Annotated in this window: 22 protein-coding genes; 13 read left to right on the forward strand and 9 right to left on the reverse strand. The window is 72.4% G+C overall.

The genetic code is table 11. The features are described 5' to 3' along the window. The first annotated feature begins 109 nt into the window (after positions 1 to 109). Positions 110 to 1,330, forward strand: a complete 1,221-nt coding sequence (locus JK361_RS20545) for a cytochrome P450 (protein WP_201820431.1) — start codon at positions 110 to 112, stop codon at positions 1,328 to 1,330. 131 nt (positions 1,331 to 1,461) lie between these two features. Here the strand turns inward: JK361_RS20545 and JK361_RS20550 are convergent, their stop codons facing one another. Both JK361_RS20550 and JK361_RS20555 read right to left on the reverse strand, forming a co-directional pair. Further along, entirely contained in the window at positions 1,462 to 2,973 is a 1,512-nt protein-coding gene (locus JK361_RS20550) for an APC family permease (protein ID WP_201820434.1), read from the reverse strand. Positions 2,974 to 3,099: 126 nt separating this feature from the next. Beyond that, positions 3,100 to 3,942, reverse strand: a complete 843-nt coding sequence (locus tag JK361_RS20555; RefSeq protein ID WP_201820437.1) for a diacylglycerol kinase — start codon at positions 3,940 to 3,942, stop codon at positions 3,100 to 3,102. Positions 3,943 to 4,139: 197 nt separating this feature from the next. Here JK361_RS20555 and JK361_RS20560 point away from each other — a divergent pair, with 197 nt between their 5' ends. Both JK361_RS20560 and JK361_RS20565 read left to right on the forward strand, forming a co-directional pair. Beyond that, positions 4,140 to 5,423 (forward strand): adenylosuccinate synthase, encoded by a 1,284-nt coding sequence (locus JK361_RS20560; RefSeq protein ID WP_201820440.1) that lies wholly within the window; start codon positions 4,140 to 4,142, stop codon positions 5,421 to 5,423. Between the two features lie 109 nt (positions 5,424 to 5,532). Next, the gene (locus JK361_RS20565) at positions 5,533 to 5,748 is read left to right on the forward strand and encodes a hypothetical protein (RefSeq protein WP_201820442.1); all 216 of its coding nucleotides are present in this window, start codon (positions 5,533 to 5,535) and stop codon (positions 5,746 to 5,748) included. A 205-nt stretch (positions 5,749 to 5,953) separates the two neighbouring features. On the opposite strand, the gene JK361_RS20570 is transcribed toward JK361_RS20565, so the two are convergent. The 3 genes from JK361_RS20570 to JK361_RS20580 form a co-directional block, all read right to left on the reverse strand. Next, positions 5,954 to 6,604, reverse strand: coding sequence for a putative DNA-mimic protein (locus JK361_RS20570; RefSeq protein ID WP_201820444.1), 651 nt, complete (start codon positions 6,602 to 6,604; stop codon positions 5,954 to 5,956). 113 nt (positions 6,605 to 6,717) lie between these two features. Beyond that, a complete protein-coding gene (locus tag JK361_RS20575) occupies positions 6,718 to 7,413 on the reverse strand; it encodes a GntR family transcriptional regulator (protein WP_201820447.1) in 696 nt (231 codons plus the stop codon). A gap of 154 nt (positions 7,414 to 7,567) precedes the next feature. Continuing rightward, on the reverse strand, positions 7,568 to 8,923 hold the full coding sequence (locus JK361_RS20580; RefSeq protein ID WP_201820449.1) for an aspartate aminotransferase family protein: 1,356 nt from the start codon (positions 8,921 to 8,923) through the stop codon (positions 7,568 to 7,570). A gap of 236 nt (positions 8,924 to 9,159) precedes the next feature. Between JK361_RS20580 and JK361_RS20585 the strand changes: the two genes are divergently transcribed. Together JK361_RS20585 and JK361_RS20590 are read left to right on the forward strand one after the other, a co-directional pair. Beyond that, the gene (locus JK361_RS20585) at positions 9,160 to 11,652 is read left to right on the forward strand and encodes a serine/threonine-protein kinase (RefSeq protein WP_201820451.1); all 2,493 of its coding nucleotides are present in this window, start codon (positions 9,160 to 9,162) and stop codon (positions 11,650 to 11,652) included. 187 nt (positions 11,653 to 11,839) lie between these two features. Further along, positions 11,840 to 13,372 (forward strand): substrate-binding domain-containing protein, encoded by a 1,533-nt coding sequence (locus tag JK361_RS20590; protein ID WP_201820453.1) that lies wholly within the window; start codon positions 11,840 to 11,842, stop codon positions 13,370 to 13,372. A 159-nt stretch (positions 13,373 to 13,531) separates the two neighbouring features. On the opposite strand, the gene JK361_RS20595 is transcribed toward JK361_RS20590, so the two are convergent. Continuing rightward, positions 13,532 to 14,281, reverse strand: a complete 750-nt coding sequence (locus JK361_RS20595) for an SLATT domain-containing protein (RefSeq protein ID WP_201820455.1) — start codon at positions 14,279 to 14,281, stop codon at positions 13,532 to 13,534. Between the two features lie 261 nt (positions 14,282 to 14,542). Between JK361_RS20595 and JK361_RS20600 the strand changes: the two genes are divergently transcribed. The 7 genes from JK361_RS20600 to JK361_RS20630 all read left to right on the forward strand — a co-directional run bounded on the left by JK361_RS20600 (position 14,543) and on the right by JK361_RS20630 (position 20,984). Further along, positions 14,543 to 14,884, forward strand: coding sequence for a YbaB/EbfC family nucleoid-associated protein (locus tag JK361_RS20600; protein ID WP_201820457.1), 342 nt, complete (start codon positions 14,543 to 14,545; stop codon positions 14,882 to 14,884). A gap of 73 nt (positions 14,885 to 14,957) precedes the next feature. Beyond that, on the forward strand, positions 14,958 to 15,557 hold the full coding sequence (gene recR, locus JK361_RS20605; RefSeq protein ID WP_196944762.1) for a recombination mediator RecR: 600 nt from the start codon (positions 14,958 to 14,960) through the stop codon (positions 15,555 to 15,557). After that, positions 15,550 to 16,212, forward strand: coding sequence for a DUF5063 domain-containing protein (locus JK361_RS20610; protein ID WP_201820458.1), 663 nt, complete (start codon positions 15,550 to 15,552; stop codon positions 16,210 to 16,212). The genes recR and JK361_RS20610 overlap by 8 nt, the downstream gene beginning before the upstream one ends. Before the next feature lie 164 nt (positions 16,213 to 16,376). After that, complete coding sequence (locus tag JK361_RS20615; RefSeq protein WP_201820460.1) at positions 16,377 to 17,648, forward strand: aspartate kinase; 1,272 nt, start codon at positions 16,377 to 16,379, stop codon at positions 17,646 to 17,648. A gap of 16 nt (positions 17,649 to 17,664) precedes the next feature. After that, positions 17,665 to 18,735, forward strand: a complete 1,071-nt coding sequence (locus JK361_RS20620) for an aspartate-semialdehyde dehydrogenase (RefSeq protein ID WP_201820472.1) — start codon at positions 17,665 to 17,667, stop codon at positions 18,733 to 18,735. 324 nt (positions 18,736 to 19,059) lie between these two features. After that, complete coding sequence (locus JK361_RS20625; protein WP_201820474.1) at positions 19,060 to 19,740, forward strand: SigE family RNA polymerase sigma factor; 681 nt, start codon at positions 19,060 to 19,062, stop codon at positions 19,738 to 19,740. Positions 19,741 to 19,883: 143 nt separating this feature from the next. After that, positions 19,884 to 20,984: a hypothetical protein gene (locus tag JK361_RS20630; protein WP_201820475.1), complete on the forward strand. Its 1,101-nt coding sequence runs from the start codon at positions 19,884 to 19,886 to the stop codon at positions 20,982 to 20,984. Between the two features lie 119 nt (positions 20,985 to 21,103). Here the strand turns inward: JK361_RS20630 and JK361_RS20635 are convergent, their stop codons facing one another. After that, positions 21,104 to 21,895, reverse strand: a complete 792-nt coding sequence (locus tag JK361_RS20635; RefSeq protein ID WP_201820477.1) for an SURF1 family protein — start codon at positions 21,893 to 21,895, stop codon at positions 21,104 to 21,106. 43 nt (positions 21,896 to 21,938) lie between these two features. Continuing rightward, complete coding sequence (locus JK361_RS20640) at positions 21,939 to 22,718, reverse strand: class I SAM-dependent methyltransferase (protein ID WP_201820750.1); 780 nt, start codon at positions 22,716 to 22,718, stop codon at positions 21,939 to 21,941. A 155-nt stretch (positions 22,719 to 22,873) separates the two neighbouring features. Between JK361_RS20640 and JK361_RS20645 the strand changes: the two genes are divergently transcribed. Then, positions 22,874 to 24,691, forward strand: coding sequence for a S9 family peptidase (locus tag JK361_RS20645; RefSeq protein ID WP_372448725.1), 1,818 nt, complete (start codon positions 22,874 to 22,876; stop codon positions 24,689 to 24,691). Between the two features lie 322 nt (positions 24,692 to 25,013). On the opposite strand, the gene JK361_RS20650 is transcribed toward JK361_RS20645, so the two are convergent. Continuing rightward, a complete protein-coding gene (locus JK361_RS20650) occupies positions 25,014 to 26,834 on the reverse strand; it encodes a potassium channel family protein (protein ID WP_201820480.1) in 1,821 nt (606 codons plus the stop codon).

Here is a 26,834-nt window from a genome sequence, read left to right on the forward strand (position 1 = left end):
TGCTGGTCACGGAACGGGAGCCGCGGCCGCGGAAGTTCCCGGGCCCTTCCGGCCCGGACCGCGGACCGGCACCCTGGTCAGACGTGGGTGTACGCGTTAGCGTCCCCGCATGGCAGGCTCCCACGACCTCGCTTTCGATCCCTGGGACCCGGAGTTCCTCGCGGACCCGTACCCCGCCTACGCCGAGTTGCGGGCGCGCGGGCGGGTGATCCGGTACGAGCCGACGGACCAGTGGCTGGTCCCGCACCACGCGGACGTCTCGGCGCTGCTGCGGGACCGCCGGCTCGGGCGGACGTACCAGCACCGGTTCACCCACGAGGAGTTCGGGCGGACCGCGCCGCCGGCCGAGCAAGAGCCTTTCCACACCCTGAACGACCACGGCATGCTCGACCTGGAGCCGCCGGACCACACCCGGATCCGGCGCCTGGTGTCGAAGGCGTTCACCCCGCGCACGGTGGAGCGGCTGAAGCCGTACGTGCACGGCCTGGCGAACGAACTGGTGGGGAGGCTGGTGGAGGCCGGCGGCGGTGATCTGCTGACCGACGTGGCCGAACCGCTGCCCGTGGCCGTGATCGCCGAGATGCTGGGCATCCCGGAGGCGGACCGGGGGCCGCTGCGCCCGTGGTCGGCGGCCATCTGCGGGATGTACGAGCTGAACCCGCCGAAGGACACGGCGGCCCGGGCGGTGCGGGCGTCGGTGGAGTTCTCGGACTACCTGCGCCGACTGATCGCCGAGCGCCGCAAGGAGCCGGGGGAGGATCTGATCTCCGGGCTGATCGCGGCGCACGACGAGGGGGACCGCCTCACGGAGCAGGAGATGATCTCCACGGCGGTGCTGCTGCTGAACGCCGGTCACGAGGCCACCGTGAACGCCACGGTGAACGGCTGGTACGCGCTGTTCCGCAATCCCGGCCGGCTGGCCGACCTGCGCGCCGACCACTCCCTGGTCCCCTCCGCGGTCGAGGAGCTGATGCGCTACGACACCCCGCTCCAGCTCTTCGAGCGCTGGGTCCTGGACGACATCGAGATCGACGGCACGACGATCCCCCGGGGCGCGGAGATCGCCATGCTCTTCGGCTCCGCCAACCACGACCCGGAGGTCTTCCGGGACCCCGGGCGGCTCGACCTCACCCGCGAGGACAACCCGCACATCTCCTTCAGCGCCGGCATCCACTACTGCATCGGGGCACCGCTGGCCCGCATCGAGCTGGCGGCCTCGATGACGGCCCTCCTGGAGCGGGCCCCGACCCTGACCCTGACCGCCGAGCCACCACGCAAGCCCAACTTCGTGATCCGCGGCCTGGAGAACCTGCCGGTCGAGCTGAGGTGATCACCCGCTCGGCCGATCACCGGACGCTCTCGGCTGGTTCCCGCCGGTGCCTCGCCACGCTGGTGCCGCCTGAGCAGGGAGGCACCACGACGGTCACCGGAAGCGGAGGCGAGGCCGCGTGCGGCGGAGCGTCACCTCTCCTTCGTCTCCTCCAGTACCGTCCGCCCCAGCAGGGCGTACCGTTCGGGGGAGCGGTGCTTGAGGTACTGGGCGCAGCCGACGCCGGTGGCCGCGACCAGTGCCACCAGCCACGGGGTCGCCTTCAGCACCAGCGAGCCCGACTCCGGCCCGGCCGCCACCCCCATGTTGGACACCAGCAGCACGACGACGGCGAGCATCGCGATGCCGCCGACGAGCGGCGCGGTGAAGGTGCGGAACCAGTGCCGGCTCTCGGGGTGGTGGGAGCGGAAGTACGCCAGCACCGCGAAGGAGCACACGGCCTGGACGACGAGGATCGCCATGGTGCCGAGGATGGCGAGCAGGACGTACGTACCGGTGTAGGGGTCCTTGCCCGCGGCCCAGAAGGCACCGATCAGCACCGCGCTGACGGCCGTCTGCACCAGGCCGGCGATGTGCGGGGAGCCGTGCCGGGCGTGGGTGCGCCCGATGGTGTTCCGCAGCGACGGCACGACGCCCTCCCGCCCCAGGGCGTACAGATAGCGGGCGGCGCAGTTGTGGAAGGCCATGCCGCAGGCCAGTGAGCCGGTGATCATCAGCCACTGCATGACGTCGACCGCCCAGTGGCCGACGTAGCGCTCGGTGGGGTCGAAGAACATGGCCAGGGGGTTGGCGGAGGACGCGGCCCGCACGGCCTCCGCCTCGCCGTTTCCGGTGATGGCCATCCAGGAGACGAGGACGTAGAAGACCCCGACGCCCAGCACGCTGATCATCGTCGCCTTCGGGATGATCCTCTTCGGGTCGCGGGACTCCTCGCCGTACATCGCCGTCGACTCGAAGCCCACCCAGGACCAGAAGGCGAAGAAGAGCCCGAGCCCGGCGGACGTGCCCTTGAAGGCGTTGACCGGGTCGACCGGCGCGAAGGTGAACCCGTGCGGCCCGCCCCCGTGGAAGGCGACGGACACCGCCATGGCGGCCAGCACGGTGACCTCGGTCGCGAGCAGCGCCACCAGCAGTTTCTCGGCGACGCTGACCCCGAACCAGGTGCCGGTGGCATTGATCGCGAGCATCAGCACGGCGAAGGCCCACCAGGGCACGTGCAGGCCCGTCTGGTCCTTGAGGGTGGTGGTGGCGAAGGTGGAGAAGATGCCGATCAGCGCCGGTTCGAAGACGACGTACGCGAACGTCGCGAGCAGACCGGAGGCGAGGCCGACGGTCCGGCCGAGCCCGTACGAGATGAATCCGTAGAAGGCGCCCGTGGACGTGATGTGCTTCGCCATCGACGTGAATCCCACGGAAAAGATTGCCAGGACGACCATTGCCACGAGATAGCTCGCGGGTGCCCCCACGCCGTTGCCGGCCGACACCATGAAGGGCACGTTGCCGGTCATCGCGGTGATCGGCGCGGCGGTGGCGACCGCCATGAACACCACGCCGAGCAACCCGACTGCGTTGGGTTTCAGCCGGTGAACCGTTGTGCCGTCGCCGTTCTCGGTCGCCGGGGCGACGCCCTCGTCCACAGCCATAGGGTGGCCCCCTCCGTGTCCGGTCCGTGGGTACTGATGGAGCAGGATGGTGGACGAAGGGTGCGCTCGGGAAGGGGTCGGCCAGGTTAAATATTTGTCACCAGACCTTTAGGCGGGTTGTGCGGGTCAGCGGCCGGCGGGCAGGACGAGCCGCCAGGCCCCCTCCGCCACCCGCCAGGTGCGTCTGCGCACGGGCCCGGAGACCGCCGCGTCCGCCCGGTAGCGGAAGTCCGCCCCGGTGACCGTCACCGTGCGGCCGGCGGCCAGCAGGGGGGTCGCCTCGGCGCCCACCGACAGGGGCCGCACCTCCACCGAGGCCACCCCGTCCGTGCCCGGTGTCACCGACACCGCCTCCACCGGCTGGTCCAGGTCGACCACCGTCCGTCCGTCGACCTCCACCCGCAGCCGGGCCGTGCAGGGGGAAGGCACCGCGGACAGCCGGGCGGGCCGGGTGGCCAGGGTGCGGACCAGGGAGCGGTACCAGGGGCGGCCCGTGGAGACCGGTACGGGCCGGGCGGCGGCGGCCGCCCGCACCGGCACCGGCGGAATGCCCAGCGCGCCCAGCACCACGCCGTCGCTGTCGTCGACCAGGAGGTCCATGCGCCGCTCGACGCCGTCCAGGACCGCCCGTGCCGCCGCCACCGCCCCGCCGGGAACCCCGAGCGACTCGGCGAGCGCGGTGTCCCCCACGGGCACCACCGACAGCGCGCAGCCGGCCAGCTCCCGCTGCCGGTGCAGCAGGGTGACGGCGCGGACCAGGGCCCGGCCGTCGCCGACCACGACCGGCCGCCGGGACCCCCTGCGGTCCAGTGCGCGGGCGAACTCCTCCGGTCCCGCCGGGAGACACCATTTGGCCGCCGCACCCGCGCTGAGCACGTCTTTCGCGATTCGTACGGACTCTCCGTCCGCCTGCCGTGCCGTCGGATCGATGATCACCAGCAGCTGATCGGACGTCGCGAAAGTCGCCACCTCGGTCCTGCCTCGCTTCCTCGGGTAGCATCTTTGTGCAAGAGCCCCTTGCGCTATTGCGCCAGGGGCTTCGTCTATTCCGGGGCATCCGGTCCGACGGTTGTGCGACCAACGACGGTCGCGGTGGTACGCGGCGGTGAACCTTACGCCCACGCCCCCGACCTTGGACATGCCCCGCCCGGAAGGGGTGTACGCGCGTGCCCGCACTTGTGCTGCTCGGTGCTCAGTGGGGTGACGAAGGCAAGGGAAAGGCGACGGACCTGCTCGGCGGCTCCGTCGACTATGTGGTGCGTTACCAGGGCGGTAACAACGCCGGCCACACGGTGGTCGTCGGCGATCAGAAGTACGCCCTGCACCTTCTCCCTTCCGGAATCCTGTCCCCCGGCTGCACGCCGGTCATCGGCAACGGCGTCGTCGTCGACCCGTCGGTCCTGCTCTCCGAGCTGAGCGGTCTGAACGAGCGCGGCGTCGACACGTCCAAGCTCCTGCTCAGCGGTAACGCGCACATCATCACGCCGTACAACGTGACCGTCGACAAGGTGACGGAACGCTTCCTCGGCAAGCGCAAGATCGGTACGACCGGCCGCGGCATCGGCCCGACCTACGCGGACAAGATCAACCGCGTCGGTATCCGGGTCCAGGACCTGTACGACGAGTCGATCCTGCACCAGAAGGTGGAGGCGGCCCTCGACGTCAAGAACCAGGTCCTCACGAAGCTGTACAACCGGCGGGCCATCACCGCCGACCAGGTGGTCGAGGAGCTGCTGGGCTACGCCGAGCAGATCAAGCCGTACGTCGCCGACACGGTCCTGATCCTCAACCAGGCCCTGGAGGACGACAAGGTCGTGCTCTTCGAGGGCGGCCAGGGAACCCTCCTGGACATCGACCACGGCACGTACCCCTTCGTCACCTCCTCGAACCCGACCGCCGGCGGTGCCTGCACCGGCGCCGGCGTGGGACCGACGAAGATCAGCCGTGTCATCGGCATCCTCAAGGCCTACACGACCCGGGTCGGCGCCGGTCCGTTCCCGACGGAGCTGTTCGACGCGGACGGCGAGGCGCTGCGCCGGATCGGCGGCGAGCGGGGCGTGACCACCGGCCGCGACCGCCGCTGCGGCTGGTTCGACGCGGTCATCGCCCGCTACGCGACCCGCGTGAACGGCCTGACCGACTTCTTCCTCACCAAGCTGGACGTGCTGACCGGCTGGGAGCAGATCCCGGTCTGCGTGGCGTACGAGATCGACGGCAGGCGCGTCGAGGAGCTGCCCTACTCGCAGACCGACTTCCACCACGCGAAGCCGGTCTACGAGACCCTGCCGGGCTGGTCCGAGGACATCACGAAGGCCAAGTCCTTCTCCGACCTCCCGAAGAACGCCCAGAACTACGTCAAGGCGCTGGAGGAGATGTCCGGCGCCCCGATCTCCGCGATCGGCGTGGGCCCGGGCCGGGACGAGACGATCGAGATCAACTCGTTCCTGTAGGCACCTCGCCGCACCGCGTGCGGCACCTCGCGGCACCGCCCGCCGTCCGCCCCCACCGGGCGAGATCGGCGGGCGGTGCCGTCCTCACGCCCCGGTGGACAATGGACGTATGGGCGTCCACCGGAGCGCGTTGTGCCGGGGACCGTACGGCGGTGAGGGCCACCAGGCCGACGGCACGGACTGCTCGGACCCGGCCGTCTTCGAGGTCGCCCGGCACAACCGGCCGCCCCTGCTCGTGTGCCCGGTGCACCTCGGCCCGTCCCTGTTGCTGGCGGCCGGGGTGCTATGGCCCCCGGTCGTCCGCCTCATCGGCCGGCCCTCATAGCCCCGTGCCGCTGCTCGGGGCCGCGGAGTCCGTGCCGTCCCGGCTCAGCTGAGTCCGAGGACGGGATGGCACCTTCGAGGTCTTCCCGCTTGTTCAGCGGCACCTTGCGGCATCGGGCCACCACATGCCGGTGACGTCCTGGGCGATCCCGACTGGGCCGGAAGTCCAAGAGCGGGTAATGCTCTGGCCAAGGAACGTGCCGTCGTCAGCTGAACACGATCATGGAGCCCTGGGCCAGGGAGCGGGTCGCCGCCGCGTGCAGGCCCAGCCAGACGTGGCGTTCGCGGGCGAAGGGGCTGGGGTCGTAGGGGGCCGGGACGGCAGGTTCCTCCAGCTCGGTCGGGCCGGCCGGAGGGGCCGGGGCCGCCGGCGGGTTCGCCGGGTCGATGCCGATCGTCGGTGCCACGTACTGGAGTTCCCGGAGCAGCGTCTGCGAGGAGCCCAACGGACCGCCCCCCGCCAGGAGTTCGTCGTTCGACAGCGGGTGCGGGAAGTCCACGGGCACGTACGCGCCCGCGTGGTCGTAGTGCCAGACCAGGTGGGACTGCTGGGCCGTGGACTCGAACATCTCCAGCAACTGCTCGTAGTCGCCGCCCAGTTCGTCCACCGGGGTCACCGGCAGCCCGCAGACCTGGAGCAGGTACGCCCGGCGCAGGAAGTGCAGGGCGTCGTAGTCGAAACCGGCGACCGGCGCGACGTCGCCGGACAGGCCCGGCATGTACTGGTACACCGGCACCGGCGGCAGCGCGGCCTCGGCCAGCGCCTTGTTGTACTGCGCGAGTTCCTCGGCGAAGGGGTTGTCCGGGGTGTGGCACAACACGTCCACGAGCGGTACCAGCCACAGGTCACAGGCCAAAAGAGGGCTCCTCGCATCGGCAGGCGCATGGTCACGCACGGCAGCAGGTGGTCAGGGCAGGGTAGTCGGTACGGCCTCGGGGCGACTCCCCCCGTACGGGCCGTATCGGTCGTCTACCCGTTGGTCAGGTGTTCCAGCAGTGCCAGCGAGTGGGCGTTGGAGGCGGCGACGAGCGCGCGGGCGGCCTCGGCCTCGCGCCGTGCCAGCGCGTCGACCAGCTCGGTGTGCCCGGCCCAGAGCCGGCCGCGCAGGTCGGGCAGGCGCAGCAGGTACTGCACCGCGCAGACCCAGGACTGGACGCGCAGACGGTGCAGGAAGTCGCCGAGGTAGGGGTTGCCGAACAGGGCGCTCAGCTCGCGCCAGAAGCGGAGGTCGTAGCCGATGAGCACGGTGAGGTCGCCGGCGGTCGCGGCCCGCTGGGCCTCCTCGCCGCGGCGGCGCACGGTGGCCAGGGCCGCGGCCGTGCGCGGGTCCTCCGGCGGGGTCTGGAAGGCGGGGTGGCCGGTGGAGAGGGCCTGGAACATGCCGTCGGTGACCAGGCTGCGGGCCTCGATCATGTTCCGGTAGTCGGTGACCGAGTACTCGGGCACGCGGAAGCCGCGGTGCTGGTCGGCCTCCAGGATGCCCTGCGCGGACAGGTCGACCAGCGCCTCGCGGACGGGGGTGGCGGAGACGCCGTACTGGTCGGCGATCTCCTTGACGGTGAACGCCCGGCCCGGGCGCAGCCGCCCCGCCAGCACCTCGTCACGGAGCGCGTCCGCGATCTGCTGGCGCAGGGTGCTGCGCGTCACGGTACCGTTGCCGGGCATGGTCCGTGCCTCTCCTCACACGTCCGGGTGACGTACTCGTACGGCCTCGCGATTACGTGGCCCCTCTTGCTTACGAGCACGTCACCTTACGCGTTCGGACGGGTCCGGCGGCAGCCGTCGTCCGGTCACAGCCCGTCACGTGGTGCGGCGGGCGTCACACGGTGTGCTCGTCCGCCACGGTCAGGGCGGCGTCGAGCGCGGCCAGGCCCTCCTTCAGCTCGGCCTCGGTCGCGTTGCACGGCGGGACGACGTGCGTGCGGTTCATGTTCACGAAGGGCCACACGCCGTGCTTCTTGGCGGCGGCCGCGAACGCGGCCATGGGGGCGTTCGCCTCGCCGGCCGCGTTGTACGGCACCAGCGGCTCGCGGGTCTCCCGGTTCTTCACCAGGTCCAGCGCCCAGAACATGCCGACACCGCGCACCTCGCCGACGCTCGGGTGCCGCGCGGCCAGCTCGGCGAGGCCGGGGCCGACGACCGTCTCGCCGAGCCGCTTCGCGTTCTCGACCACGCCCTCCTCCGCCATCACGCCGATCGTGGCGACGGCGGCGGCGCAGGCCAGCGGGTGGCCGGAGTAGGTGAGTCCGCCGGGGTACGGCCGCTTGCCGAAGGTCTCCGCGATCTCCTGCGAGATCGCGACACCGCCGAGCGGGACGTAGCCCGAGTTCACGCCCTTGGCGAAGGTCATCAGGTCGGGGACCACACCGAACAGGTCCGCCGCGAACCACTCGCCGGTCCGGCCGAACCCGGCCATGACCTCGTCCAGGATGAAGACGATGCCGTACTTGTCGCACAGCTCACGCACGCCGGCCAGGTAGCCGGGCGGCGGGACCATGATCCCGGCGGTGCCGGGCACGGTCTCCAGGATGATCGCGGCGATCGTCCCGGGGCCCTCGAAGGCGATCGTCGTCTCCAGGTGCTCCAGCGCCCGGGCGCATTCCTGCTCCTCCGTCTCCGCGTAGAAACGGGAGCGGTAGAGGAACGGCGCCCAGAAACGGACGACACCCGCGTTGCCGCCGTCGGAGGCCCAGCGGCGCGGGTCACCGGTGATGTTGATCGCCTGCTGGGTGCCGCCGTGGTACGAGCGGTAGGCCGAGAGCACCTTCGCGCGGCCCGTGTGCAGCCGGGCCATGCGCACCGCGTGCTCGACGGCGTCCGCGCCGCCGTTGGTGAAGAAGATCTTGTCCAGGTCGCCGGGGGTCCGCTCGGCGATCAGCCGGGCCGCCTCCGAGCGCGCCTCGATCGCGAACGCGGGCGCGAAGGTCGTCAGTTTCGCGGCCTGCTCCTGGACGGCCGCGACCACCTTGGGGTGCTGGTAGCCGATGTTCGTGTAGACGAGCCCGCTGGTGAAGTCCAGGTACCGCGTGCCGTCGTAGTCCCAGAAGTACGACCCCTCGGCGCCGGCGACGGCGAGCGGGTCGATCAGGTCCTGGGCGGACCAGGAGTGGAACACGTGTGCACGGTCCGCGGCCTTCACTGCGGCGCCGGCTTCGGGGCTGGGCTGAGGGGTCATGCCGGTGAGGGTAAATGTCCGCGATGCGGAAGCGACATCGGCGTCTTGTGTTCTGGACGGGGCGAAATCACGACAGGTTGTCGACGGGGGCGGCAGGGACCCGGGGCGGGTGCCGCGTCGGCGGCGGTCCCGACGGGCCCTGTTACGGAACCGTAGACAGCGGTCCGGGACCGCGGTCGTACCAGCGCACTATTCTCGGTCGTTGCGGAACTCTGGGGGCGGGAAGGCGGACGGGGATGGAGAAGCTGGGACCGGGGGAACCGGAGGTCCCGCCGGCCGGAGGCTGGGGGAGGATCGGGGCCTACCGGCTGCTCGCGCGGCTCGGTGCGGGCGGCATGGGGCAGGTGTACCTGGCCCGGTCGGACCGGGGACGGACCGTCGCCGTGAAGCTCGTCCGCGAGGAACTGGCCCGGCAGGAGGAGTTCCGGGCCCGTTTCCGCCAGGAGGTGCAGGCCGCGCGACGGGTCGGCGGGTACTGGACCGCGCCCGTGCTGGACGCGGACACCGAGGCGGCCGTGCCGTGGGTGGCGACCGGGTACGTGGCCGGGCCGAGCCTTCAGCAGGTCGTCGGGCACGATCACGGGGCGCTGCCCGAGCGGTCGGTACGGATCCTGGCGGCGGGGCTCGCACACGCGCTGAAGGACATCCACGCGGCCGGCATCGTGCACCGGGATCTCAAGCCGTCGAACGTACTGGTGACCATCGACGGGCCGCGCGTGATCGACTTCGGGATCGCGCGGGCGCTGGAGACCGCGACCTCCGGCGGGGAAGGGCTCACCCGGACCGGGTCGCTCGTCGGGTCGCCCGGGTTCATGGCGCCCGAGCAGGTGCGGGGGGACCGGGTCACGCCGGCGTGCGACGTGTTCTGCCTCGGCTCCGTGCTCGCCTATGCGGCGACCGGGCTGCTGCCGTTCGGGGCCGCCAACAGCGGGGTCCACGCGCTGATGTTCCGGATCGCCCAGGAGGAGCCTGACCTGACGGGAGTGCCGGAGGGGATCGCCGACCTGGTGCGGGACTGCCTCCGCAAGGACCCGGGGGCACGGCCTTCGCTGGACGTGATCCTGGAGCGGACCGGGGCGGAGGACACCGTGGTCGGCGGGCGGTCCCGGGATCCCTGGCTGCCCAGTTCGCTGGTCGCGCAGCTGGGGCGGCACGCCGTGCAGTTGCTGGAAGTGGAGGAACCGGAGCGGGGAGCGGGGACGGCCTCGCCGGCGGCGGACGGTGGGGCGGCCGGTGCGGGTTCCGGTGCGGGTTCCGGTGCGGGTTCCGGCGCGGGGGCTTCGTCGGGTGGGGGCGCGGGGGCGTCTGCGTCTGCGGGTGCGTCTGCGTCTGGGGAGGGTTTCCCGCCCGCACCACCCGTGCGGCCATCGTCGTCGGGTGCGGGTGGCCCCGGTGGGGGGCAAGCGCCGTCGGCGGGTGCGGGTGGTGGCGGAGCCGGGGTGCCCTTCGGCGGGGCTGGGGCAGGGGTGCCTTCTGCTGGAGCCGGGGTGCCCTTCGGCGGTGCCGGGGGCGGGGTGCCCATCGGTGGCGCCGGGGCTGGGATTCCTTCTGCCGGTGCCGGTGGTGGTGCCCGTGGTGGTGGAGTGGTGGCCGGTGGTGTCGGGGGCGGGGGTGTGTCTCCTGAGCATGCCGCCGTTTCCGATGGGGGGTCGGCGGCGGTCGACCGGCTGCCCACCGTCGCTTCCGCCCAGGCTCCACCGCCGCCCGGCATGCCGCCGGTGCCTCCCGGGTTCGGGGCCGTGCCGGGGGCGCCGTACGGGGCACCGTATGCCCATCAGCACCCGCAGCCGCAGCACCCACAGCCGTCGCAACAGCCCCCGCAGCCGCAGCCGCAGCACCCACAGCCGCCGCAACAGCCCCCGCAGCCGCAGCCGCAGCACCCACAGCCGTCGCAACAGCCCCCGCAGCCGCAGCCGCAGCACTCGCAGCCGTCGCAACAGCCCCCGCAGCCGCAGCCGCAGCACTCGCAGCCGCCGCAGCAGCTCCCGCAGCCCGCTGCCTACGCGTATCCGCAGCCCGGTGCCGTGCCGGGCTCCGGGGCCTGGGGTGGGGCCCAGCCGGCGTACAACCCCTATGCCGCCGGCGGGCTCGGCTCCACCCCGCCGTACGGACCGTCGGCCGTCGGGATGCCGGCGGAGCGCGAGCGGCGCGGCGGCCGGTCCACCGTGCTGCTCGTCGTGATCGCGCTGATCGTGGCGCTGGGCGCGGGCGGCTCCGTGTACGCGCTGATGAAGAATGGCGGCGGCACCGACGACAAGGGCGGCGGCACGGTCAGCCCCGCGACCACCGCCACCTCCGGGGCGCCGTCCGGCTCCGGCGAACCCACGCCGACCGATTCGGCGCCGTCCCCGTCCGCCTCCACCACCCAGGCGGGGGCGGTCCCGGACGCCTATCTCGGCACCTGGCGGACGACCATCGACAACGCCAACGGATCCAACACCCGCGAACTGACCATCCGGCAGGGCGAGGTGGGGGACAGCGTCCTGACGCTGGTCGCGGACGGGCCGACCGAGGGCGGTGGGTCGTACCACTGCGTCTTCGAGGCATCGCTCACCGAAGAGCCCGGCGACAGCGGGCCGTTGGAGATCGGGCCGTCCACCGTCACCACCGGCGAACCCGCCTCCTCCTGCACCCCGGGTGAGGCCACCGAGGTCACCCTGCTGCCGGACGGGCGGCTGAAGCGGGCGAAGGCGGGCGGCGGGGAGAGCCTGACGTACACCAAGGAGTGACCGGTTCGTGAACCAACTCCCGTTTCCCATGAGGCTGTTGAACGGCGGGCGAACGTTCGGGGGCGGCGCCCGCCGGGGCACGTACGCGCGCGTACCGTGACTCCACCAGGCCGTGGCGGCCGGGTCGGGCACCGAGAAGCCGCCCGGCCCGGCCCATCCGGCTCCGGGGAGTGGCGGGGGCACCCACATGGAGTGGCTGAGCGCGGAGAACGTCGTCGCCGTCGGTACCGCGGTGCTGGGTATCGCCGCGTCCGCGGGCATGGTCTGGTACGAGCGCCGGGTGCCACGGCGCAAGAGGATCGGCTACCGGGTGCAGATGGACAACCCGATAGGCGACGACGTGCGGTCGGGGCGCGTCAACCGGCGCCTCGGCCTCTTCCTCGAGGCGCCCGGCATGGAGGACGCCACGCTCGTCCTGCTGCGCATCGAGAACGACGGCTCGCAGGGCATCGACCGGGACGACTACACGAGCCCCGAACGGCACGGCCTCACCGCCGTGTTCGCCGACCGGACCATCCGTGGTGTCTCGGTCACCCAGCCGACCGACACCGACCACCTGATGGACCACTTCACCGCCGAGCGCGGCTTCGGCTACGAGGGCAACACCCTGCGCATCCCGCGCGTCCCGCTCAACCGGGGCGACCACTTCAAGCTGCTGGTCCTGCTGTCCGGCGGTGACGTGGGCCGGGAGATCCGGCTGATCGGCGGGATCCGGGAGGGCGAGGTCCACCCCAACCGCAGCGCCACGCCGGACGACAAGCCGCCCCTGTTCAGCCGGGCCTCCCGGCTCATCACCATCATGCTCACGGTGTGCGTGATGACGCTCGCCGGCATCGTCGTGGTCCGCGACGACAGCCCGCCGCCGGTCGGCTGCGAGCAGGGCCGGCTGAAACTGATCGGGTCGACGGCCTTCGCGCCGGTGCTCCGGGAGGTGGCGGAGGAGTACGCGCAGGACTGCGCGGGGGCGGCCGTCGACGTCGACGTGCACGGGTCCACGGCCGGCATCAGGGAGCTGGCGGCGGCCGGCGTCGCCGCGAAGGGGAAGGGGGCCCCGGCGGTCGTCGCTTTCTCGGACGGGCCCAAGCCCGGCGACATGCCCGAAATGCGGGAGACCCGGGTCGCGTTGTCCGTGTTCGCGCTCGTCGTCAACGACGACGTGGGGGTGCGGAACCTGTCCACCGCCGATGTGCGCCGGCTGTACCAGGGGCGTATCGCCGGCTGGTCCGAGCTGGGCGGGCGTCCGCTGCCGGTCCATCTGGTCAGCCGGGACGCGAACTCCGGTACCCGGCAGGTCTTCCAGCGGCGGGTGCTGGGGGAGGGCGAGATGGCGAACTCGTCCGTCGACTGCGTCGGCAAGGACTATCCGTCGGCGCCGGTGACGCGCTGCGAGCTGGACTCCACCGATCAGGTGCTGGCGGAGGTGGCCGAGCTGCCCGGCGCCGTCGGTTACAGCGAACTCAACCTGGCCACGCGGGCGAAGGGGGTCCGGGTGCTGGACCTCGACGGCAGCGCGCCCTCCGTGGACGCGATCGAGCACGGCCGCAGCGGGTACCCGTACCGGGAGATCGAGTACGCGTACACCTACGGCAGCCCGCCCGCCGACTCCCTCGCCTCCAGCTTCCTGACCTACCTCACCCGAGGGAACGGCCAGAGCATCATCCGCACCCACGGCCACGTGCCCTGCTGGACCCCGGAAGGCATGAGACTGTGCGCCACGTGAGGCGCCCCGAAAGGGGCGCGGGGAACTGCGCGACCAGCCACCACGCACCCGCGGCCGACGACGGCGCCGTAGCGGCTCCGGTGTCCCCGTACCGCTCCGGTGTCCCCGTACCGCTCCGGTGTTCCGGTACCGCCCCGGTGCCCCCGCGCTGCCGATTCGTCAGCGCGGTTCCGGTGGTCGCTGCCGTGGCATGTTCGGCCGGCTGCCGTTCGCCGGTGGCATCGGGAACCGCCCTCCGGCACCCCCGGCCTCCTGACGCGGCACCGCCGCCACCGCCGTCTGGATCCCGAGCGGTGCCGAACCCGTGCGGAACTCCACCATCCAGTCCGTCGTCTCCGTGCGCACCAGCTCCGCGACGTCCTCGGAGAAGCGCCGCAGTACCGACAGGCACCGCTCGGCCGCCTCGCCCGCCGTCCCCTCCGCCGGCCCCAGCACCTCCCGGACGCTCTCCGACGCCCAGTCGAACTGAAGGGCCTGAAGCCGTCGCGACACCGCCTGCGCGGTGGCCACGTCCCTTATCCACCCGGACGTGAACCCGAAGAAGCGGTCGACGCCGGCACAGGAGACCGCGAGCAGCAGCGCCAGACAGCCCCAGGGAGCCACCCCGCCGGCCGCCCCGGTGAGGTCCAGGAGGGGCAGTGCCGCCCCGGCCACGCCCCCGGCCGCCGCCCCGGCCCGCAGCACCCGCGCCCCGCGCCGCTTCCAGATCCGGTCCCGCAGGTACCAGGCGGCCGTCTCCAGTGCCCGGCGCTCCACCCACCGGTACAGCTCGTCCAGCCGCTCGGCCGGCTCGCCCCAGTCCCCGAGCGGGAAGGCCCGCCCGGTCAGATCGCCCGGCCGCAGTCCGGCCGCACCCTCGCCCCACCCGTCCTGAGGCGGACCCTCGGGCTGCATCTCCGGCTGACCCACCCGGCACTCCCTACTGCTCACGACCGGTCACGTTGCGTGACATTCCATGCCGACGCGCGGTCACCTTCCTACCGCCCAATGGGTGGCGGAGAGGGAGCTTTCCCAGCTTTTCCGCCCAGAAGAGGGCCTTGATCAGGTATAGGGCTGCCGTAGTTCTCACTCGAAAGAGTGGCGGGGCAGTGGCCGCGTGGACCACGTAGGCTCGTTGACGACGGAGAAAACGTCGGAGACGACGACGCGGAAATTGGCGAGGAGCTGATCGTGATCCCCGGTGGCCAGCCCAACATGCAGCAGTTGCTCCAGCAGGCGCAGAAGATGCAGCAGGACCTGCAGCAGGCGCAGGAGGAACTGGCGAACACGGAGGTCGACGGGCAGGCCGGCGGCGGTCTGGTGAAGGCCACCGTCACCGGCGCGGGTGAGCTGCGGGCGCTGAAGATCGACCCCAAGGCGGTGGACCCGGAGGACACCGAGACCCTCGCCGACCTGATCGTGGCCGCCGTGCAGGCGGCCAACGAGAACGCGCAGACGCTCCAGCAGCAGAAGCTCGGACCGCTGGCCCAGGGGCTGGGGGGCGGCAGCGGGATCCCGGGCCTGCCGTTCTGACGCATCCGCCTTCCGGGCGAAGGCGGAAGGCAACTACGGTACGTACCGACAGGTCTCCAGGAAGGGCAGTCCGTTGTACGAAGGCGTGGTCCAGGACCTCATCGACGAGCTGGGGCGGCTGCCCGGCGTCGGTCCCAAGAGCGCGCAGCGGATCGCCTTCCACATCCTTCAGGCCGAGCCGACGGACGTGAAGCGGCTCGCGCAGGCCCTCCTGGAGGTCAAGGCGAAGGTCCGCTTCTGCGCGACCTGCGGCAACGTGGCGCAGGAGGAGCTGTGCGGCATCTGCCGTGATCCGCGCCGGGACCCCACCGTCATCTGTGTGGTGGAGGAACCGAAGGACGTCGTGGCGATCGAGCGCACCCGCGAGTTCCGGGGCCGCTACCACGTCCTCGGGGGCGCGATCAGCCCGATCGAGGGTGTGGGACCCGACGACCTGCGTATACGAGAACTTCTCGCGCGGTTGGCCGACGGTACGGTCACGGAACTCATCCTGGCCACGGACCCGAATCTGGAAGGCGAGGCGACGGCGACGTACCTCGCCCGCATGATCAAGCCCATGGGCCTGAAGGTCACCCGCCTGGCCAGCGGCCTCCCGGTGGGTGGCGACCTGGAATACGCGGACGAGGTCACCCTCGGCCGCGCCTTCGAGGGGAGACGACTGCTAGATGTCTGACGCCACGCTGCACGACACGACGCAGAACCCGGACGACTTCGTGGTCCAGATCGCGGACCAGGTGGAGAGCTTCCTGGTGGCCGTCACGGAGGTGGCGAGGGGCGACGAGCCCGAATCGGCGGTCCCCTTCCTCCTCCTCGAGGTCTCCCAGCTCCTGCTGGCCGGGGGCCGGCTGGGCGCCCACGAGGACATCGTCCCCGACGAGCGCTACGAGCCCGACCCGGGCCCCGAGCCGGACGTGGACGAGCTGCGCGAGAACTTCGCCCGGCTGCTGGACCCCGTCGACGTCTACTCCGAGGTCTTCGACCCGTACGAGCCCCGCAAGGCCCCGGTGCCGGCCCGGATCTCCGACGACCTCGCCGACATCATCACCGACCTGCGGCACGGCATGGTCCACTACCGCGCGGGCCGTACCACCGAGGCGCTGTGGTGGTGGCAGTTCTCCTACTTCTCCAACTGGGGCCCGACGGCCTCCGCGGTGCTGCGCGCCCTCCAGTCCGTCCTCATCCACGTCCGTCTCAACCAGCCCCTGGAGGAGCTGGACGGCCTGGACACCGACCAGCCGGCCATCGGCGACGAGACGCTGGAGTTCGAGGCGGGCCGGGTGATGGCCCAGGAGATCGGCGCACCGCTGGGCATCCTCCGGGGCGAGTAGCGCCGGGCCCCGGTGTGAGCCGGGGCACTTTGCCGAGTGGCCCGCGGAAGGCTGGGCAGGTGCCGGACGCGGGCGTCCGACGTCTCACCATGCGGGAGCAAGGTGGTGGCATTCGGACGCTCGATAGACTGAGCCGACACAAACGAACCGAGCGAGGAGCGCACGTGGGCCTTGTCGTGCAGAAGTACGGAGGCTCCTCCGTAGCCGATGCCGAAGGCATCAAGCGCGTCGCCAAGCGGATCGTGGAAGCGAAGAAGAACGGCAACCAGGTTGTCGTCGTCGTTTCCGCGATGGGCGACACGACGGACGAGTTGATCGATCTCGCCGAGCAGGTTTCTCCGATGCCTGCCGGGCGCGAATTCGACATGCTGCTGACCGCCGGAGAGCGTATCTCCATGGCCCTGCTGGCCATGGCGATCAAAAACCTGGGCCACGAGGCCCAGTCCTTCACCGGCAGCCAGGCCGGCGTCATCACCGACTCGGTCCACAACAAGGCCCGGATCATCGACGTCACGCCGGGCCGGATCCGCGAGTCCCTGGACAAGGGCAACATCGCGATCGTCGCCGGGTTCCAGGGCGTCAGCCAGGACAAGAAGGACATCACCACGCTGGGCCGCGGTGGTTCCGACACGACGGCCGTGGCGCTCGCCGCCGCCCTCGACGCCGAGGTCTGCGAGATCTACACGGACGTCGACGGCGTGTTCACCGCCGACCCGCGTGTGGTGAAGAAGGCGAAGAAGATCGACTGGATCTCCTTCGAGGACATGCTGGAGCTCGCGGCCTCCGGTTCCAAGGTGCTGCTCCACCGCTGTGTGGAGTACGCCCGCCGTTACAACATCCCGATCCACGTCCGCTCGTCGTTCAGCGGGCTCCAGGGCACGTGGGTCAGCAGTGAGCCGATTGGGGACCAGAAGGTGGAGCAGGCCATCATCTCCGGTGTCGCGCACGACACCTCCGAGGCCAAGATCACGGTCGTCGGTGTCCCGGACAAGCCGGGTGAGGCCGCCGCGATCTTCCGGACCATCGCCGATGCCGAGATCAACATCGACATGGTCGTGCAGAACGTGTCCGCCGCCTCCACCGGTCTGACGGACATCTCCTTCACCCTGCCGAAGACCGAGGGCCGCAAGGCCATCGACGCGCTGGAGAAGAACCGCCCCGGCATCGGCTTCGACTCGCTGCGCTACGACGACCAGATCGGCAAGATCTCCCTGGTCGGCGCGGGCATGAAGACCAACCCGGGCGTCACCGCGTCCTTCTTCGAGGCGCTGAGCAACGCGGGTGTGAACATCGAGCTGATCTCCACCTCCGAGATCCGCATCTCGGTCGTCACCCGTGCCGACGACGTGCCGGAGGCCGTCCGTGCGGTGCACACCGCCTTCGGGCTCGACTCCGACACCGACGAGGCGGTCGTCTACGGAGGCACCGGCCGATGAGCCGGGGTACGGACCGATGACCGGCAAGCCGACGCTCGCGGTCGTGGGAGCGACCGGAGCCGTCGGCACGGTCATGCTCCAGATCCTGTCCCAGCGCGCGGACATCTGGGGTGAGATCCGTCTGATCGCCTCCCCGCGCTCGGCCGGCCGCAAGCTGGTCGTGCGCGGCGAGGCGGTCGAGGTGGTGGCCCTGACGGAGGACGCCTTCGCCGGGGTCGACATCGCGCTGTTCGACGTCCCGGACGAGGTCGCCGCCGTGTGGGCGCCGGTCGCCGCCGCGCGGGGCGTGGTCGTCGTCGACAACTCCGGTGCCTTCCGGATGGACCCGGACGTGCCGCTCGTCGTACCCGAGGTCAACCCGCACGCCGTGCGGTCCCGCCCGCGCGGGATCGTCGCGAGCCCCGACTGCACGACCCTGACGATGATCGTCGCCCTGGGCGCGCTGCACGCCGAGTTCGGCCTGCGCGAGCTGGTGGTGTCGTCGTACCAGGCGGTGAGCGGGGCCGGGCGGGCCGGGGTGGAGACGCTCAGGGCCCAGCTGTCGCTGGTGGCCGGCACCGAGCTGGGCACCAAGCCCGGTGACGTACGGCGGGCCGTCGGGGACGACACCGGGCCGTTCCCGGACCCGGTCGCGCTGAACGTCGTGCCGTGGGCCGGGTCGCTGCGGGAGGACGGCTGGTCGTCGGAGGAGATGAAGGTCCGCGACGAGTCCCGGAAGGTCCTCGGCCTGCCGAAGCTGCCGGTCGCCGTCACCTGTGTGCGGGTACCGGTGATCACCACGCACTCGCTGACGGTCCACGCCCGCTTCCAGCGCGAGGTCGGTGTCGACGGTGCCCGCGAGATCCTCGCCACCGCGCCGGGCGTGGTGCTGTGCGACGATCCGGCCGCCGGTGAATTCCCCACCCCCGCCGACGTGGTGGGCACCGACCCGACCTGGGTGGGCCGGCTGCGGCGGGCGCTGGACGATCCGACCGCGCTCGAACTCTTCGTGTGCGGCGACAACCTGCGCAAGGGTGCCGCCCTGAACTGCGCGCAGCTCGCGGAGCTGATCGCGGCCGAGACGGCGGAGCCGCCCGGCCGCGCGTGACGGCTTTGTAAGATCGGCGTAAGCGATGTGGCCGGGAGCATGGTCCAGATCTCTTGAACCGTTCCCTCTCGGCGGCAGAGGATTTGTCTCCCCGCCTTCCGCAACCGTACGGAGGGCGGGGAGCGTCTTTGCGGTCACCCTTGCGGGACCTGGGGACGTGATGATCCTGGCGTGGGGACGCCGTGATCGGGGCGTGGGGACGCCCGTTCAAATGGGACATAAGGGAAGAGCGGGGCGCATGTCGGCACTTGAGGCACCGTCGGTCGTCGCACATGTGACGTCCGGCACGTACAACCCCCGAGGGGGGAAACGTGTCCAACTGGCGTGGCAGAGGTACTCGAACTCAGTGCGGCCCGTGGCGGCACGGCCCTGCGGCCCCGCGCAGGACGCCGGCCCGGCCCGGCCGGCGGCATGCCGGTGATCGCGCCCATGCCCGCAGCGCGGCCCGCCCGCATACCCAGTCAGCGTGACGGTGCCGAGGAGTCCGCGGGTGCCGTGGCGACCGAGGCCACCGGGACCACCGTCGACCACCTCACCGAGACCTACCGGGCGCACTACCGTTCGCTGCTGGGCCTCGCCGCTCTCCTCCTCGACGACACCGCCTCCTGCGAGGACGTCGTCCAGGAGGCGTTCATCCGCGTCCACTCGGCCCGCAAGCGCGTCCGCGACCCCGAGAAGACCCTCGCCTACCTGCGGCAGACGGTGGTCAACCTCTCCCGTTCCACGCTGCGCCGGCGCATCCTCGGCCTGAAGCTGCTCTCCAAGCCGATGCCCGACATGGCGAGCGCGGAAGAGGGCGCCTACGACCAGCTGGAGCGCCGCGACCTCATCAAGGCGATGAAGGGCCTCCAGCGCCGCCAGCGCGAGGTCCTCGTCCTGCGCTACTTCGCGGACATGACCGAGGCCCAGGTCGCGGAGACGCTCGGCATATCGCTGGGCTCGGTGAAGGCGTACGGCTCGCGGGGCATCGCCGCGCTGCGGGTGGCCATGGAGGCACCGGCATGAGCGACAAGGCCGAAGGGGGCGGTCCCCATGACCGTCACTCCCGTGAACGTCACCCCCGAGTACCTCACGAGGCCCGCGTCCGGCACGAGCCGACGGGGCGTCACGCGCAAGAGCACACGCAATCGCACGCTGGGAACGGAACTGTGAACCACGGCCCCGACGACAAGGGCCCCGAGAGGCCCGGCCCGGTCAGCGACGGGTCCGGCGGGCTCGACGGGCTCGGCGGGCTCGCCTCGGACGAGCTGGATCTGCGCGGCCTGCTGCACTCGGCGGTCGACGGCATCGAACCGCGCTCCGGCACGCTGGAGCACCTGCGCCGGGCCGTTCCCGCGCGCCGCGCCCGCAAGCGGCAGGCGGTGGTCGGCATGGCCGCGGCGGCCCTGTTCATCGGCACCGCTGTCCCCGCCCTCGTCCACGTCTCCCAGGCCGGCGGCTCCGACCCCAACACCGCCATGGCCGGCCAGTCCTCCCAGGCCCAGGGCGGCACCGGCCAGAGCGAGGGCGGCAAGGACACCGACAAGGGCACCCCGAAGGACCCCGGCGGCACGACGGTCAAGCCCGGCAGGGAGCCCGGCAAGCCCGACGAGAAGGACGACAAGGGCAGCCACGCCGGCACCGCCCCCGGCAGCGTCGACCCCTCCGCCACCCTGACCACGGGCGCTCCGCTGTGCACGGCGATCCAGCTGGGCTCCGCCACCGGCACCGTGAACGCCCCCGACTCCGCGGGAGTCGTCTACGGCAGCTTCCGCGTCGGCAACGTCTCCGAGGCGGCCTGCACGGTCGCCGGCCCGGGCACCATCACGCCCACCGCCCAGGGCGCCGCCGACCAGTCCAAGATCACCGCCGTCCGGCACGTGGCCGGGGACGCGGCGACCACCCTGCCCGACCCGTCCCTCGAGGTCTCGTCGCTGGTCCTCCAGCCGGGCGCGGCGTACGAGGAGCGGTTCGCCTTCGTGCCCTCGGAGACCTGTCCCACCACCGGCGGCGGCAGCACGAGCGGCTCCGAGACGGGCGCCCCTTCGCCGGACCCGACGCCGACCCAGGACCCGGGCGACTCCGGCGGTACGACCGACACCACCGGCGCCGAGGGCGCCACGACCCAGCTGGCCACCGAGGACGGCACGGCCGACGGCAGCATCGTGGTCAGCCACACGGCCCAGGGCGGCGCCCCGACGGCCACGGCGACGGTACCCGGGGCCTGCGCGGGAACGGTCTACTACACCGGAGTGATAGCCGGGGCGTAGCGCTCCGCGAGGGGCACGGCCGACCGCGGTCGTCCCTCGGGGCAGGTCCCGCCCGCGTGGCGAAGCGAACCCGCACACCACCGGACCGAGCCCCGCGGGGGGCCGCCTGACGGTGCCGGTCAGCCGCTGGGTACCGGCGTCCGTTCCGGGTTCTCGGGCACCAGGCCCAGCGCCGCGTCCCGCTGGAACTCCACCTCGCGCCGCAGCAGCCGGAACCACATGAACACCACGAACCCCGCGAACACGAACCACTCCCCGGTGTATCCGAGGTTCTGGAACGCCTTCAGATCCAGTCCCGTACCGTCCGGCGCGCTCGCGGGCACGGCCTTCATCCCGGCGTCGGCCTCGTCCAGCGTCACCCACGCGTCGTACAGCCGGTACGGCACCAGGTTCACCAGCGACGCCGAACTGATCGCCGCCGTCTGCCCGGCGGGCAGCCCGCCCTGCGCGCTGACCCCGTTGTCGCCCGGCGTCTCGGACGCCTGCAGCGCACCGGTGACGGTGACCTCGCCGGCCGGCGCGGCGGGAGCCCTGCCGGCGTCCGCCGTACCCGGCAGCCAGCCCCGCACCACGGGCAGCGCCTTGCCGGAGTCCGTGCGCAGCAGGGTGAGGACGTAGAAGCCGCGCTTGCCGTCCAGCTCCCGCCCGGGGACCAGCAACTGCTCGCCGTACCGCCCGCTCGCGGTGACCCGCCGCCCCGACGTGCCCTTGTCGACGGGCAGCATCGTCGCCAGCGGGCGCGCGGCCTCGTCCCGGCCGGACGCGGCCTGCTCGCTCGCGGCGCGATGGTCCTGAACCCGGCCCTCGAACCGGCTCAGCTGCCACGACCCCATGAAGACGCAGAACGGGATGGCGAGCAGCACGAAGACGTTGATGCCCCACCAGCGGGGTGTCAGCAGAAAGCGGTACACGCCCTCCACGGTACGGCGCCCGCCCCGGTGGTCCGGCCGCGGGTCAGCCCTTCGTCGCCTTCAGCGAGTAGATCAGCGGGATGCGCGGATGGTCCGCCGGGAAGCGGTGGTAGCCGTCGCGCACCTCGAAGTTCGCGAAGCGCGGGAAGAGCGACACGTCGTGCTCATGGAGGAACTCGATGCGCAGTCCGGCCGCGGCGAGCGCGGAGACGACGTCCCCGAGGGGGTGCTGCCACTCCACGCTGCGGTTGTTGCGGGTGACGGCGTTCTGGTCGGCGTAGGTGCCCGGTTCGTTCCACACCTGCGCGTCCCGGGAGAAGTAGTCGCGCACGATCCGGGTGCCGGTCTCGTCGTCCAGGGCATCGGTGAGCGGGTGGAACTCGGCGAGGTACAGGAAGCCGCCGGGCTTGACGAGGGAGGCGGCCGTCTCGGCCCAGCGCCGGATGTCCGGCAGCCAGCACAGGGCGCCGAGCCCGGTGTAGACGATGTCGTACGACGGGTCGGGCACGGCCTCGGCCGCGTCGTACACGTCGCCGGTGACGAAGGCCGCCCGCTCGGGGCCGTGGCCGAGGTCGGCCGCCAGGGCGCGGGCCGCCTCCACGGCGGGTGCCGAGAAGTCCAGGCCGACGACGCGGGCGGCGCCGTGGTGGAGCCACGAGAGGGTGTCCGTGCCGATGTGGCACTGGAGGTGCAGGAGCGTCTTGCCGGTGACGTCGCCGGCCTCCGCCGTCTCGAAGTCCCGCAGGTCGTCCCGGCGGGTGCGGAAGCCGTCGAGGTCGTAGAAGGAGCCGGCGACATGGGCGGGCACCCGTTCGTCCCACATGGCCCGGTTGTCCTCGCGCCAGTTCTCGGGAACGGAGGCGGGGGAGCCGGCGGGCGCGGACGGAGAAGTGGCGGAATGGTTCATGGGCCGGAAGTTATCCACAGGCTGCGCGCACCCGCCACCAAATTATGGGCGCGACCAGGCAATATGGGCGCATGACTGGGGCCAGGAGTGAGAGCAGGACGCCGGACACACCGGACATGCCGGACTGGGAGAAGCGCTTCCGGGCGCCGCGGGTCTCGCTGCCGGACTGGGCGAAGGACGCACCGGACCGCTCCCTGTTCGTGTCGAACGCGACGGGGACGTACGAGCTGTACGCCTGGGACCGCGCGACGGGCAGGCAGTGGCAGGCGACGGACCGGCCGAACGGCACGACGGACGGCGTGCTCTCCCCGGACGGCGCGTGGATCTGGTGGTTCGACGACAAGGACGGCGACGAGTTCGGCATCTGGCGCCGCCAGCCCTTCACGGGCGGCCCGGACGAACCGGCCGTGCCCGGTCTCGACCCCTCCTACCCGGCCGGCCTCGCCCTGTCCCGCGACGGCCGTACGGCGGTGGTCGGCCGCTCCACGGACGAGGACGGCACGACCATCCACCTGGCGTGTGCGGGCGCGGAACCGGCGGAGATCTACCGGCACCGCGAGTCGGCGGACGTCGGCGACCTCTCGCACGACGGCTCCCTGATCGCCGTCGAGCACACGGAGCACGGCGACGCCATGCATGCGGCCCTGCGCGTACTCCGCCCGGACGGCACGACGGTCGCCGAGCTGGACGACACCAAGGGCGGCACCGAGGAGCTGGGCCTGGAGGTGCTGGGCTTCGCCCCGGTCGACGGCGACACCCGCCTGCTCATCGGCCACCAGCGCCGCGGCCGCTGGGAGCCGCTCGTGTGGGACGTGGCGACGGGCGGGGAGACGGATCTGGCCCTGGACCTGCCGGGTGACGTCGGCGCCGAGTGGTATCCGGACGGCTCGGCCCTGCTCGTCGTCCACGGCTTCGAGGCCCGCAGCGAGCTGTTCCGGTACGACCTGGCGACCCGTGAGCTGACCCGCATCCCCACCCCGCCCGGCACGGTCTCCGGCGCCACGGCCCGCCCCGACGGCAGCGTGGAGTACCTGTGGTCGTCGGCCGCCGAGCCCCCGGCGGTGCGTTCCACGGCCGGTGGAGTGGTCCTTGATCCTCCCGGCATGGCGTGCCCGCCGTCGGTGCCGGTGGAGGACGTCTGGGTGGAGGGCCCCGGCGGCCGCATCCACGCGCTGGTCCAGAAGCCGGCCGGCGTCACGGGCCCCCTGCCCACGGTGTTCGACCTGCACGGCGGCCCCACCTGGCACGACAGCGACTCCTTCGCGGCGGGCCCGTCCGCCTGGGTCGACCAGGGGTACGCGGTGGTCCGCATCAACTACCGCGGCTCCACCGGCTACGGCCGCGCCTGGACCGACGCCCTCAAGCACCGGGTCGGCCTGATCGAGCTGGAGGACGTGGCCGCGGTGCGCGACTGGGCGGTCTCCTCCGGGCTCGCCGACCCCGCACGCCTGGTGCTCACCGGCGCCTCCTGGGGCGGGTACCTCACCCTGCTCGGCCTCGGCACCCAGCCGGACGCCTGGGCGCTGGGCATCGCGGTGGTGCCGGTCGCGGACTACGTCACCGCGTACCACGACGAGATGGAGGCCCTGAAGGCCATGGACCGCACCCTGCTGGGCGGCACCCCGGAGGAGGTCCCGGAGCGCTTCGAGGCGTCCTCCCCGCTGACGTACGTCGACCGGGTCAAGGCCCCGGTCTACATCTCGGCGGGCGTCAACGACCCGCGCTGCCCGATCCGCCAGATCGACAACTACGTCAAGAGACTCCAGGCCCGCGGCGCGGTCCACGAGGTCTACCGGTACGACGCGGGCCACGGCTCACTGGTCGTGGAAGAGCGCATCAAGCAGGTCCGCCTGGAAATGGAATTCGCAAACCGCCACCTGGCTCCCTAGACACCTTCCCGGGGGGCCGAGCCGGGCGGCCTCCCGGGCCCCTTCCCGGCCGACCGAGCGGGGCGACCCTCCGGACCACCCCTCGGCCGCCCCGACCCACGCGGCCCCACCGAGCCACCTCCCCGGCCGACCGTGCGGGGTGGTTCGGTGGGGCGGACCGTGCGAGGTGGTTCGGACGGCCGACCGAGCCGGGCGGTGCTTCGGGGGCCTCTGCCCGGGCGGCCGGGTGGGGTGGTTTTCGGGGTGTCCTCTCGGCGGACCGAGTCGGGTGGGTGGGTGGGTGGGCGGGGCGGGGGGCCGGGGGGCGGAGCCTCCTGGGGGCTCACCGCAACTCCGCGAGGCCCCTCCGAGTGGCGGCAACCACCACCCGGTCCCCCTTCTCCAGCACATGCCCGGAAGGAGTGTCGGCCCGCCCCAGCAACGCCAGCACCCGCCAGGCCCCGGCCCGGAACGCCTCCCCCACGGCCCGCCCCTCCAACTGGGCGTGCCCGTCCACGTCGACCGCGGCGAACAGCAACACCCTCCGCTCCACGGCGACAGCCCCCAGCACCTGCCGTCCCAGCATCGCCCCGGCGAACGCGGGGGCGGCCAGATGGGTGACGCTCCGGCTCCGGGTCAGCGCCTGCGGGTAGGCGGCCCGGAGGGTGCGGTACACGGCGGTGGCGAAGTCGTCGTCGTACAGCCGCAGCACCACCCGCAGATCGGGCCGGACGGTCCGCGCGTACAGCACGGCCTCCAGATTGGTGGTGTCCGCGCTGGTCACCGCGAGCAGCGTCTGGGCCCGGCGGATCTGGGCGGCCTCCAGGACGCCTTCCTCGGTGACGTCCCCGAGCACCACCGGCACCCGCAGCCGGCGGGCGGTGGCGAGTCCGCGGGCGTCCGGGTCGGACTCGACGCACACCACGGGGATGTTCAGCTCCCGCAGCCGGGTCAGCACCCGGGTGCCGATCTTGCCGAGCCCGAGCAGGACCACGTGTCCGCTCAGACCGCGCGGCGGTCTGCGCAGGGCGGAGGCGGTGCGGAAGGTGCCGTACGCCTCCAGCGCGGCGGCCAGCAGCACCGGCAGAAGCAGCAACCCGAGGAGCGCGGAGAGGAGTTGCAGGAGCTGCCGGCCGAGGGGCGCCCCGAGGGCAGGGTCGTCGATCGCGAACAGGTCGAGGAGGGTGACGTAGAAGGCGCGCAGCGGATGGATGCCGGTCACCAGCCACAGGGCGACGGCGAGGGCGACCACGCAGCCGGCCAGACCGGCCACGGACCAGCGCAGCCGCCGGGAGAAGAGGGAGGCGAGCGGCATGACACCGGTCATCCGGCGGCCGGGCGCGGCGGACTCCGGGCCGGCCGCGGAGGAGACCTGTTCCAGCACCACGGCGTGCCGTCCGGCGGCCTGGCGTACCTCCTCGTCGTCGGGGAGCAGCCGCGGCTGCTGTTCCCCGCCGCCGTCCGGGTCGCCGCCCGACAGCAGGGCGAGGGTGTACAGCCCGCCGGTGCCGGGCCCGTCCGCGGACAGCGGACGTTCCACGGCCCGCAGCAGCAGCCCCTCGGCCTGGACGACCTTGCTGGTGCCGGCGACCGCGGTGGCGGCCAGCGCGGGCGCGGCGGTGTCGGCGTCGGACAGCACGGTCGTGGAGGTCTCGCTGCCGGTGCCGGGTCCGTCCTCCTCGTCCCCGGCGGCCAGCGCGGCGGCCTGGTCGAGGAGTTCCTCGATGTGCTGGCCCAGCCGCCGGTTGTAGAGCCGGAGGACGAGCCGCAGCCGGGGGTTGAGCCGGCGGGCGGTCAACGCGGCCCGGATGTTGGTCTCGTCGTCGTCGTACACGAGGGCCAGTGCGGCGGCCCGGGCCACCCCGGCCTCGGCGAGCACCTCCTCGGTCGGCTCGCCGGCCTCGAAGACCCCCTCGCCGTCCGCGGGTTGACCGGTGGCCGCCCCGGAGGGCTGCCCGGTCGCGCCGGTCCTGCCGACGGAGCCCACCGCGGCGCTGACCACGCGGTCGAACAGCGCCGCCGACGCGGACCGGGCCCGGCCGACCGCGGGGGGCCGGGCGGTGCGGCCGTTCGGCGGTACGACGAGGGTGACCCGTTCGCCGTAGACCCCGCGCAGCTCGGCGGCCAGCCGGTGCGCGAGCCCGTCGTCACCGCACACCACCAT

The sequence above is a fragment of the Streptomyces musisoli genome (assembly GCF_016741855.1).
Classification (GTDB): Bacteria; Actinomycetota; Actinomycetes; order Streptomycetales; family Streptomycetaceae; genus Streptomyces; species Streptomyces musisoli.

Bases quoted from the DNA above. Each gene is read 5' to 3' on its own strand.
- JK361_RS20590 (WP_201820453.1), top strand. From the start codon at position 11,840: ATGGAGTGGCTGAGCGCGGAGAACGTCGTCGCCGTCGGTACCGCGGTG.
- JK361_RS20550 (WP_201820434.1), bottom strand. From the start codon at position 2,973: ATGGCTGTGGACGAGGGCGTCGCCCCGGCGACCGAGAACGGCGACGGC.
- JK361_RS20545 (WP_201820431.1), top strand. From the start codon at position 110: ATGGCAGGCTCCCACGACCTCGCTTTCGATCCCTGGGACCCGGAGTTC.
- JK361_RS20610 (WP_201820458.1), top strand. From the start codon at position 15,550: ATGTCTGACGCCACGCTGCACGACACGACGCAGAACCCGGACGACTTC.
- JK361_RS20565 (WP_201820442.1), top strand. From the start codon at position 5,533: ATGGGCGTCCACCGGAGCGCGTTGTGCCGGGGACCGTACGGCGGTGAG.
- JK361_RS20640 (WP_201820750.1), bottom strand. From the start codon at position 22,718: ATGTGGGACGAACGGGTGCCCGCCCATGTCGCCGGCTCCTTCTACGAC.
- JK361_RS20575 (WP_201820447.1), bottom strand. From the start codon at position 7,413: ATGCCCGGCAACGGTACCGTGACGCGCAGCACCCTGCGCCAGCAGATC.
- JK361_RS20650 (WP_201820480.1), bottom strand. From the start codon at position 26,834: ATGGTGGTGTGCGGTGACGACGGGCTCGCGCACCGGCTGGCCGCCGAG.
- JK361_RS20620 (WP_201820472.1), top strand. From the start codon at position 17,665: ATGACCGGCAAGCCGACGCTCGCGGTCGTGGGAGCGACCGGAGCCGTC.
- JK361_RS20580 (WP_201820449.1), bottom strand. From the start codon at position 8,923: ATGACCCCTCAGCCCAGCCCCGAAGCCGGCGCCGCAGTGAAGGCCGCG.
- JK361_RS20645 (WP_372448725.1), top strand. From the start codon at position 22,874: ATGACTGGGGCCAGGAGTGAGAGCAGGACGCCGGACACACCGGACATG.
- JK361_RS20585 (WP_201820451.1), top strand. From the start codon at position 9,160: ATGGAGAAGCTGGGACCGGGGGAACCGGAGGTCCCGCCGGCCGGAGGC.